The organism is Micromonospora sp. NPDC048169 (assembly GCF_040652815.1).
GTDB lineage: Bacteria > Actinomycetota > Actinomycetes > Mycobacteriales > Micromonosporaceae > Micromonospora.
In genome coordinates, this window is the sequence record NZ_JBEZMS010000006.1 from 75,985 (window position 1) to 90,505 (window position 14,521).

Sequence of the window (14,521 nt, forward strand, 5' to 3'; positions counted from 1 at the left end):
AGCCCCACGAAAGGACCGAAAGATGAGCAACGACGACCAGGAATACGGTGCCAGGTTCGTGACCAAGTACTCGGAACTGGTCACCGCCGTGTGGCGCAGCGACGAGGAACTCCAGCGCCTCCTCGCCGACCCGACCGGCTACGCGACCGCGGCCGGCCTGCCGGTCGCCCCCGGCGCCACTGTCGAGGTCGACCGCGCCCAGCCCGCCACGCTCTACACCAAGGAGCAGATCGTCGCCGACTGGTCCGGCACGCCCGGCCGGCACGTGCTGCACGTGCCCGAGGTGCCGCTGGTCGACCTCAACGAGCTGACCGAGGCCGAACTGGAGACGGTGGCCGGCGGCGTGGCCGCGGCGGCCGACAACAACGTCAACATCATCGCCGTCCTCATCGTCTGAGTTCCTCCCCCCACCCCCGCCGGGAGCCTCGATGACTGACACGACCGAGACCATCGCCTTCCGATCCGGCACCTACCGGACGGCCACAGTGGAGCAGACCTGGGCACGGGTCGGCGGCATGCTCGACCGGTTCCGGCTCACCCGGGTCGCCGACATCACCCGGCTCGACGAGATCGGCCTGCCGGTGCACGTCGCCTACCGGCCGGTCGGCGCCACCATGGCGGTGAGCGTCGGCACCGGCGCCACGGCGATGCAGTCCCGGGTCAGCGCGGTGATGGAGAGCATCGAGTCCTGGCACGCCGAGAACCTCCGGCCGGGGACCGCCGTCCGGTCCCCGGCCGAGGCGCTGGACCTGCCGTACGACGTGCGGTGGCTGCACCTGGCGGAGCGGTCACCGCTGACCCCCGCCGTCGAACTCGACTGGGTCGAAGGCCGTGGACTGGTTACCGGTACGCCCTGCCTGGTGCCCCGCGCCACCATCGAACTCGACTTCACCGTCCGGCGTGGCTGGGACCGCGCCCTGTTCACCGCCAGCAGCAACGGGCTGGCCACCGGCAACACGCTCGCCGAGGCCAGCCTGCACGCCCTGCTGGAGGTCGTCGAGCGCGACTGCATCGCCCCGTACTGCACCTCGCCGCTGACCGAGCGCACCTACACCGACCCGGGCACCGCCACCAACGCCATGACCCGCACCGTGCACGAGGCGCTGCTCCGGGCCGGCTGCTGGGTGGAGGTCTGCGACATCACGAACGAGGTCGGCGTGCCCTGCTACGCCGCCTCGATCTGGTCCCCGGACCTGCCGGTCACCTTCGGCGGCTTCGGCTGCCACGTCGACCCCGAGATCGCTGTCGGCCGGGCCATGGCGGAGGCGGCGCAGTCCCGGCTGGTCATGGTCTCCGGTGCCCGCGACGACATCGACGCCACGGCGTACCACGACGTCGGCGCGCCGCCGGTGCCGCCGCCCACTGTCGACCGGCCCGCCGGGCCGGTCCGCCGAGACCCCCCGCCCGCCGGGGACGTGACCCAGGTGCTGCGTGAGCTGGCGGCGCGGGTGCAGCGGATCACCGGAGTCGAGCCGTTCCGCGTCGACCTGACGCACGACGACATCGGCATCCCGGTGAGCAAGGTGTTCGCCCCCGGCCTGCGCATGTTCGACGAGCGGGCCCTCAGCACCCGACCGGGAGCACCGCGTGACTGATGTCGTCTTCATCGGACCGAGCCTGCCGGCCGACGAGGTGGGCCGGCTGATGCCCGAGGCGGTGGTGCTGCCACCTGTCGCGCACGGCGACCTGCTCCGCCTGGACGTCGGCCCCGGCGACCGGGTCCTCGTGATCGACGGGTTCTTCCTGCAACACCCGCCGGTCCGTCACCGGGAGATCCTCGACCTGCTCGACCGTGGGGTGACGGTGGCCGGCGCGGCAAGCATGGGCGCGCTGCGCGCCGCCGAGCTGTGGCCGTTCGGCATGCGTGGCGTGGGCGAGGTGTTCCGGCTCTACCGCGACGGTGTGGTCACCGGCGACGACGAGGTGGCGGTGGTGCACGGGCCCGCCGAGGAGGGTCACCGCACGTTGAGCGAGCCGCTGGTGAACATCCGGGTCGAGCTGCGCCGCGCGGTCACCGCCGGAGTGCTCAGCCCGGCCGAGGCCGAGCTGCTGCTGGACATCGCCCGGGAACTGCCGTTCCGGCGGCGGTCGTACCGCGCGCTGGAGCGCACCGCGCCGCCCGGGGCCGCGGGCGCGGTGGACCGGTTCCTCACCTGGCGACGGCGCGATCCCGGGGACGCCAAGGGCGCCGACGCGCGGCTGCTGCTGTCGATGGCGGCGGAGAACGCGCCGGAGTTGTGCCCGGCGCACGCCGGGGACCAGCCGATCGACAACCTGCACACCCGTTTCCTCGACAGCTGGCGGTCACGGTTCGCCGGGGCGTCGGTCGGCGGCCACTGGGTCAGCGACCGGGAGGCCGCGGCGGTGCTGATGCTGATGCATCCCGAGGCGCCGGCCTGGCACCGGCGCGGGGTGCTGGCCGGGCTGGCCGAACTCGACATCACCCACCCGGCGGTCGAGGAGCGCGCCCACCGGGCGGCCCGCGACCGTGGCCTCACCGGCGTGCCACCGGGCGGCTGGGAATGGCTCACCGACCGGGACCGGGGCATCGACGACCGCGAGGCGGTGCTGCGGGTGCTGGTGCGGGCGTTCGGCACCACGCCGTACCGCAGCCTGGCGCTCTGGATGGTCGCGGCGCCGCTGCGTACCCGCGCGATGCTCGCCGCGGCGCGGCAGGTCGCGGCGACCGCGGCGTCGCTGAACGAGACGCTCGTCCCGCGTACGACGGGACACCGCCGCCCGGGCGGCCGGCTCCACTTCCGCACCGAGGTGGTCGACGGGTGCTTCGCGCGGTTGTGGGGCTGCGACGACGGTGGCCTGGAAGCGGCGGCGTGGGACCGGGGCTTCGACAGCCTGGCGGCGTTCCGGTACGCCGCCGAACCGCTCGTGGCGTACGTCAAGGCGTTCGGCGCACCGCGACTGCCGGCGGTGGCGCAGCGCGCGCAGGAGGACAGCCCGGCCGGTTCAGCGGCCCGGATCGGCTGAGGAGGCGTCGATGACCGCAACGGTGAAGGCGGCACTTGTCTACCCCCCGCTGACCGACCCCACGTCGGGATACCACTCGCTGAACTACCTCGACTCGTACGCGCGGGCGCAGGGGCACCGGCCGGCGGAGATCATCGACGCCAACATCGAGGCGTTCCACCACTCGTACACCCCGGGGGCGTACGAGTGGCTGCGACGGGAACTGTCCCGGCGCTCGACCGACGACCTCAGCGGCCCGGACGCGTTGATGGCCCGGGCGAACCACCTCGGCCTGCCCGACCCGGACCCGGAGCGGCTGCGCCGGTCGATCGGCGTGTTGCAGGACCCGAACCTGTTCTACGACTACCGGCACTACCAGGACGCGGTCGAGGGCGTGATCTCCTGGATGGACGCGCTCGGCGCGGTCGGTTTCCCCGGGCAGTTCCGGGCCGGTTTCCGGCTCCAGCCACCACCGATGGTCTCGATCGGCTCGGTGGCCGCGCTGACCGACGAGGCGCTGCTCGGCCGGCTCAACCGGCCCTTCCAGCCGTACTACGAGGACGTGCTCATCCCGCGGCTGGCCGCCGGCGACCATCAGGTGATCGGGATCAGCGTCACCTACCAGTGGCAGCTACCGTTCGCGCTCTGGATCGCCCGGCTCGTGCGCCGGGCCTGCCCGGACGCCTTCCTCGTCGCCGGCGGTACGGAGATCTCCGACCTCTGGAAGTGCGCCGGCCGGCCCGAGTACGTCTTCCAGGTGCTCGCCGACTTCGACGCGATAGTGGTCGGGGAGGGGGAGAGCGCGTACACCGAGATCCTGGACGCGGTCGCCACCGGCACGCTGCCGGCCGGGCACCCGAACGTCCGCCTGCACCCCAGGTACGGCCGCCAGCGTCAACTGCCGTTGCGCTACGAGCGCCTGGCCCAGGTGCCGGTGCCGGACTTCTCCGGCCTGCCGTGGGACCTCTATCTCAGCCCGGAGCGGTTCGTCTACTACTCGCCGACGCGCGGCTGCTACTGGAACAAGTGCACGTTCTGCGACTACGGCCTGAACACCGACGGCCCCACCAGCCCGTGGCGGCAGGACACGGTGACCAAGATGGTCGCGGACGTCACCGAACTGTCGAAGTTCGCCAAGTTCATCTACTTCTCGGTGGACGTGCTCGCGCCCGCTACCATCCTGCGTTTCGCCGAGCAGGTCGTCGAGCGTGGGCTCGACTTCCGCTGGGGCGCCGAGATCCGGCTGGAGAAGTACTGGTCGGACGAGCGCTGCGAGCTGCTGCGGCGCAGCGGCTGCGTGGCCGTGTCGGTCGGCTTCGAGTCCGGCAACCAGCGCATCCTCGACCTGATCGACAAGGGCACCAAGCCGGAGCAGGTGCGGCGCACCATGACCGCGATGACGAAGGCCAACATCGGCGTGCAGATGATGGGCTTCACCGGCTTCCCCACCGAGACCCGGGAGGAGGCGCTGGACAGCATCACGTTCCTGCGCGACAACCCCGACCTGTGGACCCTCGGCGGGCTCGGCGACTTCATGCTGACCCCGGGCGCCATCGTCGCCAAGGAGCCGGAGCGGTTCGGCATCACCAACGTGCGGCCGGTGGAGGGCTCGGACATCGTCCGGATGCTCCGGTACGACGAGCCGGTGACCGAGGCGGCGCAGGCCGAGGTGGCCAGGGCCAAGGCCGACCTGAACCCGGGCCACTTCCACCGGCCCTGGCTGGGCAGCACCGACACCCCGCACACGTTCTTCTACCACGACCGGTACGGCACGGCGGTGCGCGGCGTGCTCGCCCACGACCGGGTCCGGCACGACACCGACGACGAGACCGAGTTCCTCGCCAACGGCGTCTTCGTGGATCGCGACGACGAGCAGGTGTGGGACGCGTACCGGCGGATCCGCTCCGACGAGCAGGAGGGCGCACCCGGCGAGCTGCCGGCGAACCGGCACCTGTTCCGTCGCACCGACGGCCAGGTGTTCGCCCTCAACCGCAGCAGCCGGCTGTTCCTGGATCTGTTCAGCGCGCCGCTCACCCTCGCCGACGCGCAGCGCCGCCTCTGGATCGTCGAACCGGCTGTCGCCGACCGGGTCTGGCGCACCTTCATCGGGCAGCGGCTGATCCGCCGGCACCAGCTTCCGGCCGAGCCGGTGCGGTGACCCGCGCGGAGTGGGATTTTGCACTCGCAGTGCATCTTGTCTCCCGGGCCGCGCCTGCCTAGCGTCAGACCATGCCTGACTCGTGGACGTTCGCTGTGGCCCGGGACGACCTCGCCGACACCACGCTCGTCGGCGGCCCGGCGCCCGGCCTCTCCGACGGGGAGGCGCTGCTGCGCGTCGAGCGCGTCGGCCTGACCGCGAACAACGTGACGTACGCGGTGCTCGGCGAGGCGATGCGCTACTGGGAGTTCTTCCCGCCCGCTCCCCGCGCGCTCGACGAGCGGTGGGGCCTCCCACCACTGTGGGGCTTCGCCGAGGTCGAGGCGTCCGCGGTGGCCGGGGTCGAACCGGGCCAGCGGGTGTACGGCTATCTTCCGCCCGCCCGTCACCTCGTGGTGCGCCCGGACCGGGTGGACGCGTCCGGTTTCCGCGACGCGAGCACACACCGGGCCGGCCTGCCCTCGCCGTACAACGCCTACCGGTCGACCGGCGGCGATCCGGCGTACCGGGCGGATCAGGAGGACCTGCTGATCCTGTTCCGGCCGCTGTTCTTCACCTCGTTCATGCTCGCCGACCAGATCCTCGACGAGGGCGCCTACGGAGCGCGGTCACTGGTGCTGTCGTCGGCGTCGAGCAAGACGGCGTACGCCGCCGCGTTCGAACTGCACGGGCGCGGCCCACGCCTGATCGGGCTCACCTCGCCCGGCAATGTCGCCTTCACCAGTGCGCTGGGCTGCTACGACGAGGTCGTCTCGTACGACGACATCGGCACGCTCGACGCCGCACCGACCGTCTACCTCGACCTGTCCGGCTCACCCGCGACCCGCGCCGCCCTGCGCACGCACCTCGGCGATCTCCTCGTCCGGGACATCGCCGTCGGGCTCACCCAGCAGACGCCGAACGCCGACGCCGCCGGGGAGGTCTTCTTCGCGCCGGTACGCATCCGCAAGCGCAGTCGGGACTGGGGTCGCGCCGGCCTCGACGACCGGTTCGCCGATGCCTGGCAGCGGTTCTCCCAGGTGGTGAGCGGATGGCTCGACGTGCGGGTCGGCACCGGCCCGGAGGCGCTGCGGGAGGCGTGGCTCGACGTCCTCGCGGGCCGTACGCCACCACGGGTGGGGCACGTCGTCCAGCTGTAAGAACATCGCCGATTTCGACCGCGGCGCGCCCGCCCGGCCGATGCGCGCTAGGCTGACGACGCGGGGTACCGAAGACTGATCGCCACCCCTTGCTTCTCCCACGGTTTCCCAGCCGCGATGACTGAGTCGAGCGCTGCCGTGCAGATTCCCTTGGAGCACCTTGTGCCCGACAACACGTTCGCCCTGAACCCCTTCCGTGTAGACGGGCTCGGGGCCACCGACGACGAGCGCAGCCCGACCGCGGACGTCAGCGCCGAATCCATGACGCGCCTGCGGAGCCCGTTCACCGCGGCGCGTCCCGCTCACGAGCCGGCCGCGCCCGCCCGACGCTAGGCCCGCACCCGGGCGTGACGGCCAGCCGCACGCACAGGTTCCGGACGTTGCCGCCGGGCACTGTCAGTGGTCAGCGGTTGACGTAGGCGGCCAGGCCGCCGAGCTCCTCGTTGGCGATGAAGACCGAGCGGACGTTGATGATGGCCTCCTCGACGTGGACCGGGCAGCCCCACGCCGAGTCGCCCCACGAGTCGGCGACCTTGATCTCGGCGGGTGCCGCGCAGCCGTCGCTGCCGCCGAGCTGACACCGCTCGGGGCGAGGGGAGGCGGCCTGCGCGGCGGCGGCGGCGCGCAGCCGGGCGGTGAGTTCCGCGGCGGCTGCGGCGCGCTGCTCCGCCTCGGCCCGCAGTTCCCGTTCCGCCCGGACCACCCGGGCCAGTTCGTCGTGGGCGGCCCGCGCGCGGGCGTCCGCGGCGGCCTTCGCCTCCTCGATGTGGTGGCGTTCGATGGCCAGGGCCGCGGTGCCGGCGAAGACCCGGGCGAGGGCCAGGTCGGCGTCCTGCGGGACGCGCGGGGTGCGGTGGTACATGGCGAACGTGCCGAGCAGGCTGCCGTCACGGGCCAGGATCGGGGTGGACCAGCAGGCGGCGAGCCCCGCCCGCCCGGCCAGATCGCGGAAGTCGACCCAGAACGGGTCGGTGGCGATGTCGGTGACGATGACCGGTTCCCGCCGGTGCGCCGCGGTGCCGCACGAGCCCACGCCCTCACCGGTGGCGATGCCGTCGATGGCCTCGTTGTAGAAGTCGGGCAGGCTGGGCGCGGCGCCGTGGCGCAGGTGCCGGCCGTCGGTGTCGGCGAGCAGGACGGAGACGAGCACCTCCTGCGGCGCGAGGTTCTCGATGCGGCGGGCCATCCCGTCGAGCACCTCGGCCAGGGGGGCCTGACGGGCGATCTGCTCCAGCATGGCGCGGTGCTCGGCCATCAGCCGTTGCGCCTGCTTGACCTGTGTGGTCTCCACCCCGATGACCCGGATCCCGGTCACCGTGCCGGCGGCGTCGCGGCGTGCCTCGTAGGTGAAGTCGAAGAACGTCTCCCGGGCCTGTGACCCGGTGCCCAGCATGATCCGGGCGTCGTGGCCGGTGTAGGACTCGCCGGTGCGGTAGACCTCGTCCAGCAGGGCGATGAAGCCCTGACCGTCCAGTTCGGGCATCAACTCGGCGAGCGTGACCCCGGTGCGCGCGCGCTCCTCGCCGATGGCCGCGAAGAACGCCGGGTTCGCCGCCTCGACCACGTGCGTCGGCCCCGCGAGGGCCGCGAAGACGGCGATGGACTGCCCGAACAGCGTCCGCAGGTCCTCGTCCGCGGCTCGCGCGGCGACCGGTGAACCCACGGTGGTCGGACGCTGGCCTGGTAGCGCCGTCATCCCTGGTCTCCCTCCGCACCGGCGTCGTCGGTCGGCCGGCGGGCCCGCGCCGGTGACCATGGTCAGATTACGGGTAGGGCCGCGCGGCCGCCGTCCGGTATACCGGTGGAACGTGCCGACCGGCCGACTCCGGGCACTTCCTCCGAGAGTGGCTGCCGTTCACATCTTGGCATCGACGCCCGCCTCCGTTACCGTCGTGGGAACGCTCCCATGAACTTAGATACATCTATGTGATCAGGAGGAAACACGTCGTGGCTATCCTCTCGTCCCGCCGCAGGTCAGCGGCCATCAGCGTGGCGGCCGTCGCGGGCACCGCCGCGGCTGGTGTCTGCCTCGCCGTCGGCGGCGCGTCCGCCGGCACCGTGTCCGGAACGCTCTACCGCGACCCGAGTTCGGCGGTCGTCCGCTGGGTCGCCGCCAACCCCGGTGACTCGCGGGCAGCCGTCATCCGCGACAAGATCGCAAGCCAGCCGCAGGCCCGCTGGTACGCCAACTTCAACCCGTCGACCATCCAGTCCGAGGTCTCCGGCTTCGTCGGCGCCGCCAACGCGGCCCAGCAGATTCCGGTGCTGTCGGTGTACGAGATCCCCAACCGGGACTGCGGCGGGGCCAGCGCGGGCGGGGCGCCGGACCTCAACCAGTACCAGACCTGGGTGTCCAACTTCGCCAGGGGACTCGGCAACCAGACCGTCCTGATCATCCTGGAGACCGACTCGCTCGCGCTCCAGACCTGCCTGAGCCCCAGCGAGCTGAACGCCCGCAACCAGGCGCTCACCACGGCGACCCAGACCATCAAGTCGGGGAACCCCAACGCCAAGGTCTACCTCGACGGCGGCCACTCGACCTGGAACAGCGCGAACGACACGGCCAACCGGCTGCGGGCGGCCGGCGTGCAGTACGCCGACGGCTTCTTCACGAACGTGTCGAACTTCAACCCCACCTCCAGCGAGGCCAACTTCGGCCGGGCGGTCATCTCCGCGCTCAACGGCATGGGCATCTCCGGCAAGCGGCAGGTCATCGACACCAGCCGCAACGGGGGAGCCGCCGGTGACTGGTGCGCCGACGACAACACCGACCGGCGGATCGGGCAGTACCCGACCACGAACACCGGCGACGCCAACATCGACGCGTACCTCTGGGTGAAGCCGCCGGGTGAGGCGGACGGCTGCCGCTACACGGCCGGTTCGTTCCAGCCGGACCTGGCCTTCAGTCTCGCGAACGGCGCGCCGAACCCGCCCACCACCGCGCCGCCGACGACCAACCCGCCGACCACGGCGCCGCCGACGACCGCGCCGCCCACCACGGCGCCGCCGACGACCGCGCCGCCCACCACGGCGCCGCCGACCACCCCGCCGCCGGCCGGTAACGGCTGCTCCGCGTCGGTCGCGATCAACCAGTGGAACGGCGGCTTCACCGCGAGCGTGAACGTCACCGCCGGCTCCACCGGCATCAACGGCTGGACCGTGACCGTCGCGCTGCCCGGCGGCGCCTCGATCACCGGCACGTGGAACGCCCAGGCCAGCGGCACCAGCGGCACCGTCCGGTTCACGAACGTGGGCTACAACGGGCAGGTCGGAGCCGGCCAGACCACCAACTTCGGCTTCCAGGGCACCGGCACCGGCCAGGGCGCCACCGCCACCTGCGCCGCCTGACCGGAACCGGCACCCGGGGCCCGGCGCGGAGGATCGCTCTCCGCGCCGGGCCTCTCACCTCTCCGCTGCCGTCCGCACCGGAGTCACGAGCCGCCGTGCCCGCCTCAGATTGCGCGCCAGCTCCTCCCGGTCCTGGTGCGCGTGGCGGATCCACGCCGGCTGGCCCGGGCCGGTACGCCAGGACTCGCTCAGCGGGCTGTTGTCCACGGTGTCGAAGCCGAACCGGTCGTACAGTCGCGTCACCAGCTCGACCGCCTCCGGGTGATCGCTTGAGACGGACAGCGCCAGCCGGTCCGGCGCGCCGGCGGGCCGGGCCGAGGTCAGCAGCCGTGGCGCCTGGATGTGGGTGAACGCCTTGGCGACCTTCGACGTGGGGAGTTGTTCCTGGCGCAGCTCGTGGACCGTCTTCTCGCCCGAGTCGAGGACCGGGATGTTCCCGTCCCGCCAGACCATGTAGTTGTTCGTGTCCAGCACGACCTTGCCGGCCAGTTCCTCGACCGGCATGTCGTTCACGACCTTCAGCGGTACGGCGACGATCGCGAAGTCGCCCGCTGCCGCCGCCTCCGGCGCGTACGCCGCCCGCGCCGACGGCCCGAGTTCGGCCACCAGGTCCGTCAGCGTCCACGGTCCCCGCGAGTTGGCGATCACGACCCGGTACCCGGCCGCCACCGCCGCGCGGGCGAGCTGGCTGCCGACCTCGCCCGCGCCGATGATGCCGATGGTTGTCATCGTCGGTGCCCGTCAGCGGGCGGCGGTGAGCTGCCGCAGCATCTCGGCCGAGTCGTGCGGGGCGGTCATCTGCGCGAACCGCCCGTCGCTGACCTTGTAGATGGCGTACTCGACGATCTCGAACGAGGCGCCGGAGGGCGGTACGCCCAGCCACTCCTTCACCGGTGTGCCGTAGCGCAGGTACCAGTCGCGGAGATCGTGCTGGGTCATGTCACTGTCCTCTGATGTGCGGACCCCGGCCGGGGTCTCGGTCTGCTTGGTCGGAGTTGCTTTCTCGGAGCGGGTGGCTACCAGCGCAAGGGCCCGAGGTCGTCCTGGAGGGTTCCGGTCGGGCCGTCGGGGGGAAGCGTCGCCAGGCGTACGACGGTCCTGGCGCTCTCCGCCGGGGTCCTGCCGCCGCCGATCGAGGCGGTCAGGTCGGTGGCGGTGTAGCCCGGCTCGACCGCGTTGAACCTGATCCCCGGCTGGGACTTGGCGTACTGGAGGGTGATCATCGTGGCGGCGGACTTCGACGCCGAGTAGAGCGGTGAGGTCAGGTTGTACTCCGGCCGCTCGGGGTCGGTGACCGCCCAGAAGGAGCCGGCGCTGCTCGACACCGTGACCACGACGGGGTTGGACGACCGGCGCAGCAACGGCAGCGCCGCCTCCGTGACACGGACGATCCCGACCGCGTTGGTGTCGAAGACGCGGAGGGCGGTGGGGCCGTCGACGACACCGTTCTCGGCGATGCCGGCGTTGTTGACGAGGACGTCCAGCCGTCCCTCGTCGGCGTCGACGGTCGCCAGCGCCTTGGCCACCGAGTCGTCGTCGGTGACGTCGAGCGGCACGAATCGCGCCCCCAGAGCCGAGGCTGCCTCCTCGCCCCGCCCGGTGTCGCGCGCTCCGACGTAGACGACGTGCCCCAGGTCGAGGAGCTGTCTGGCGGTCGCGAAGCCGATGCCCTTGTTCGCGCCGGTGATCAGGGTGACGGTCATGATCTTCCCTCGCCTTCCCAGTTTTGTACTGATCGGTTCACGGCTCACCGTAGCAGCATTCTGTACCGACCGGTTCGTGGGCTGGGTCACGTTCTGTACCGAGCGGTATAGTCGAGGCATGAGTACTGAGACGCCGGCCCCCGGGCGGCCGCGGGCATTCGACGAGCAGACGGTCCTCGACCGGGCCGCCGAGGTCTTCTGGCGGCAGGGCTACGAGGGCGCGTCGCTCAGCTCACTCACCAAGGCGATGGGCATCAACCGGCCCAGCCTCTACGCCGCGTTCGGCAGCAAGGAGGAGCTGTTCAAGCGGGCCTTCGACCGCTACCACGAGACCAACCTCGCGAACGCGCGCGCCGCCCTCGAACAACCGACCGCGTACGCCGCGATCGAAGTCTTCCTGCGCGCCAGCGCCGACAACCTGACCGCCGGCGGCCACCCCGCCGGCTGCCTCTCCATCCAGGGTGGCCTCGCCTGCTCCCCGGAGAACGCCCGTATCTCCGAGATCCTCGCCGCCGGCCGGGCGGCCACCGAGGCCGCGCTCGAGGAGCGGCTGTCCCGCGCGGCGAAGGAGGGCGATCTCCCGGACGGCATGGACAGCCGGGCGCTCGCCCGTTTCGTGATGGCGCTCAGCGAGGGGCATGCCGTCCACGCCGCGGCCGGCGCGAGCCGCGAGGACCTGCAGGCCTCCGTCGACGTCGCCATGCGCGCCGTCGCGGCGCTCCGCCCCGGCGCCGGAGGGTAGCCACCTGGATTCACCCAGCTACTTCTCAGGTGGCGTTTCTGGCTTCCCCGCTCGGCGGCCTCCATCATGGACGCCGTTGATGTCGTTGTGACACAAGGGTTTCACGGTCCGCGTGTCGCGCGTACGGCGGTCGTCGAGGGAGAGGTTCGTGCTGTTCAAGAAGATGCTTGGTGCGTTCGGGGTGGGCGGCCCGAGCGTCGATACGGTCCTGTCCAATCCGAGTACCCGCCCGGGGCTGATGCTGGGCGGGCAGGTGAACCTGACCGGTGGCAGCCACGACGTGGAGATCGACCACATCACCGTCGGGCTGGTCACCCGGGTGGAGATCGACGGCGCGGAGGAGGAGTACGACGCCCTCGTCGAGTTCCACCGCGTACAGGTGGCGGGTGCTCTGCACCTGCGCGAGGGCCAGCGGTTGTCGCTGCCGTTCCAGGTGGCGATGCCATGGGAGACCCCGGTGACCGACCTGTACGGGCAGCGTCTGCACGGCATGACCATGGGCCTGCGTACCGAGGTCGCGATCCGCGGTGCGATCGACAAGGGCGACCTCGACCCGGTGTACGTGCACCCGCTGCCGGCGCAGGAGCGCGTCCTCGAGGCGTTCGGCCGGCTCGGCTTCGGGTTCAAGGGCGCCGACCTGGAACGCGGGCACATCTCCGGCCTGCACCAGAGCCTGCCGTTCTACCAGGAGATCGAGTACTACGCCGCCCCGCAGTACGCCCACGGCGTGAACGAGGTCGAGCTGACCTTCGTCGCGAACGAGCACGGAATCGACGTGGTGCTGGAGTTCGACAAGCGCGGTGGCCTGTTCACCGGCGGCCATGACTCCTACGGCCGCTACCACGTCGCACACGCCGACGCCGACCGCGTCGACTGGGCGGCGCAGGTCGACGCCTGGGTCCGCCAGGCACTCGACGGCTACCAGAGCCGGCACGTCGGCCACGGCTACGCCCCGCCCGCCCAGGGATACGGCACGCCCGGCTACCCGCCCCCGCCGCCCGGCTACGGGCAGCCCGCGTACGGCGCTCCCGGATACGGGCACGCCGCGTACGGCCACCACAAGGACGAGCACCACCACGAGCGGCACGGCGGCCCCGGCATGGGTGCCGTCGCCGCGGGCGTGGTCGGTGGCGCCGCCCTCGGCTTCGCCGGCGGCATGGTCGCCGACGAGGTCTTCGACTCCTTCGGCGACGACGAGAGCGGCGGCGAAGAGGAGTGACTCATGTGCCATCCGCAGTGGACCGGCGGCGACCTGCCGGCGACCTGACCGGCACGAGGTAGCACCGTCTCCGGCGGCCCGGGAGACCTTTCCGGGCCGCCGGCCGTCGGCTGCTCCGCCCCGCCCGCCGGGCCGAAATCCCGACCGGCACCCCGGTCGGCGGGTCGGCCGGGCCGCTGGCACACTGACCCCCCAAAACCGTGACGTACGACGAGGGGGAACAGCCGATGGCTGCGGAGGGCAGCACCAGGGCCGTGGTGACGGCGCTGGCCGCGAACCTGGGCATCGCGGTGAGCAAGTTCGTCGCCGCCGGCATCACCGGGTCCGCGTCCATGCTCGCCGAGGGCGTGCACTCGGTCGCGGACTCCACGAACCAGGCCCTTCTGCTGGTGGGCGGCAAGCGGGCCCGCCGTGCCCCGACCGCGCTGCACCCGTTCGGCTACGCCCGTGAGCGCTACGTCTACTCGTTCATCGTCGCGATCATCCTGTTCACCCTCGGCGGTCTCTACGCCGTCTACGAGGGTTACCACAAGATCAGCGACCCGCACGAGCTGTCCTCACCGCTGATCGCCGTCGCCGTCCTGCTGATCGCCATCGCTCTGGAGGGCTTCGCCCTGCGGACCGCGGTGAAGGAGGCGAACAAGGTACGCGGCAAGCGGAGCTGGGTCTCCTTCGTCCGCCACGCCCGCGCCCCGGAGTTGCCGGTGATCCTGCTGGAGGACGCCGGAGCCCTGCTCGGCCTGCTGTTCGCCCTCTCCGGTGTGGGCTTGAGCGTGCTCACCGGCAACGCCCTCTTCGACGGCATCGCCACCCTCTGCATCGGCGTCCTGCTGGTCGTCATCGCCGTCGTCCTCGCCGTCGAGACGAAGAGCCTGCTCATCGGCGAGGCCGCCCTGCCCGAAGAGGTGAGCACGATCAACACCGAGCTGGTCTCCACCCCGGGCGTCGACCGGGTCATCCACCTGCGCACCCTGCACCTGGGGCCGGAGGAACTCCTGGTCGCGGCGAAGATCGCGATCAGCACCTCAGACCGGGGATCCGACGTCGCCGCCACCATCGACGACGCCGAGGCGCGGATCCGCCGGGCGCTGCCCATCGCCACGGCGATCTACCTCGAACCCGACATCGACCGGCAGCCCGCACCGGCAGCCGCCGCCCCCGGCACCTGACCCCACCCGGCACTCGCGACCCCGCCCGCTCGATCATGGACTTTCGGCCCGGACCAAGCTCGCAAAAAGGGCAAGCGAG

Annotated in this window: 13 protein-coding genes; 9 read left to right on the top strand and 4 right to left on the bottom strand. The window is 71.8% G+C overall.

Features of this window, described 5'->3' with window-relative positions; translation table 11 throughout:
* Positions 1-22: 22 nt before the first annotated feature.
* From AB0D28_RS07715 to AB0D28_RS07735, 5 genes are all read left to right on the top strand, one after another.
* On the top strand, positions 23-397 hold the full coding sequence (locus AB0D28_RS07715; RefSeq protein ID WP_357383367.1) for a hypothetical protein: 375 nt from the start codon (positions 23-25) through the stop codon (positions 395-397).
* A 31-nt stretch (positions 398-428) separates the two neighbouring features.
* A complete protein-coding gene (locus AB0D28_RS07720) occupies positions 429-1,595 on the top strand; it encodes a YcaO-like family protein (RefSeq protein WP_357383369.1) in 1,167 nt (388 codons plus the stop codon).
* On the top strand, positions 1,588-2,985 hold the full coding sequence (locus tag AB0D28_RS07725; protein WP_357383371.1) for a TfuA-like protein: 1,398 nt from the start codon (positions 1,588-1,590) through the stop codon (positions 2,983-2,985). The genes AB0D28_RS07720 and AB0D28_RS07725 overlap by 8 nt, the downstream gene beginning before the upstream one ends.
* Before the next feature lie 10 nt (positions 2,986-2,995).
* Entirely contained in the window at positions 2,996-5,122 is a 2,127-nt protein-coding gene (locus tag AB0D28_RS07730; RefSeq protein ID WP_357383373.1) for a radical SAM protein, read from the top strand.
* Between the two features lie 71 nt (positions 5,123-5,193).
* Entirely contained in the window at positions 5,194-6,261 is a 1,068-nt protein-coding gene (locus AB0D28_RS07735) for a DUF2855 family protein (protein WP_357383375.1), read from the top strand.
* Between the two features lie 403 nt (positions 6,262-6,664).
* On the opposite strand, the gene AB0D28_RS07740 is transcribed toward AB0D28_RS07735, so the two are convergent.
* The gene (locus AB0D28_RS07740) at positions 6,665-7,957 is read right to left on the bottom strand and encodes a GAF domain-containing protein (RefSeq protein ID WP_357383377.1); all 1,293 of its coding nucleotides are present in this window, start codon (positions 7,955-7,957) and stop codon (positions 6,665-6,667) included.
* Between the two features lie 251 nt (positions 7,958-8,208).
* On the opposite strand from AB0D28_RS07740, the gene AB0D28_RS07745 reads away from it, so the two are divergent.
* Positions 8,209-9,609, top strand: coding sequence for a glycoside hydrolase family 6 protein (locus AB0D28_RS07745; RefSeq protein WP_357383379.1), 1,401 nt, complete (start codon positions 8,209-8,211; stop codon positions 9,607-9,609).
* Between the two features lie 54 nt (positions 9,610-9,663).
* On the opposite strand, the gene AB0D28_RS07750 is transcribed toward AB0D28_RS07745, so the two are convergent.
* The 3 genes from AB0D28_RS07750 to AB0D28_RS07760 form a co-directional block, all read right to left on the bottom strand.
* On the bottom strand, positions 9,664-10,338 hold the full coding sequence (locus AB0D28_RS07750) for an NAD(P)-binding domain-containing protein (protein ID WP_357383381.1): 675 nt from the start codon (positions 10,336-10,338) through the stop codon (positions 9,664-9,666).
* A 12-nt stretch (positions 10,339-10,350) separates the two neighbouring features.
* Positions 10,351-10,548 (bottom strand): ester cyclase, encoded by a 198-nt coding sequence (locus tag AB0D28_RS07755; protein ID WP_357383383.1) that lies wholly within the window; start codon positions 10,546-10,548, stop codon positions 10,351-10,353.
* A gap of 77 nt (positions 10,549-10,625) precedes the next feature.
* Positions 10,626-11,312 (bottom strand): SDR family NAD(P)-dependent oxidoreductase, encoded by a 687-nt coding sequence (locus AB0D28_RS07760; protein WP_357383385.1) that lies wholly within the window; start codon positions 11,310-11,312, stop codon positions 10,626-10,628.
* Positions 11,313-11,430: 118 nt separating this feature from the next.
* On the opposite strand from AB0D28_RS07760, the gene AB0D28_RS07765 reads away from it, so the two are divergent.
* From AB0D28_RS07765 to AB0D28_RS07775, 3 genes are all read left to right on the top strand, one after another.
* Positions 11,431-12,054 (top strand): TetR/AcrR family transcriptional regulator, encoded by a 624-nt coding sequence (locus AB0D28_RS07765; RefSeq protein ID WP_357383387.1) that lies wholly within the window; start codon positions 11,431-11,433, stop codon positions 12,052-12,054.
* 148 nt (positions 12,055-12,202) lie between these two features.
* On the top strand, positions 12,203-13,273 hold the full coding sequence (locus tag AB0D28_RS07770; protein ID WP_357383389.1) for a sporulation protein: 1,071 nt from the start codon (positions 12,203-12,205) through the stop codon (positions 13,271-13,273).
* Between the two features lie 227 nt (positions 13,274-13,500).
* On the top strand, positions 13,501-14,442 hold the full coding sequence (locus AB0D28_RS07775) for a cation diffusion facilitator family transporter (RefSeq protein ID WP_357383572.1): 942 nt from the start codon (positions 13,501-13,503) through the stop codon (positions 14,440-14,442).
* Positions 14,443-14,521: the final 79 nt, after the last annotated feature.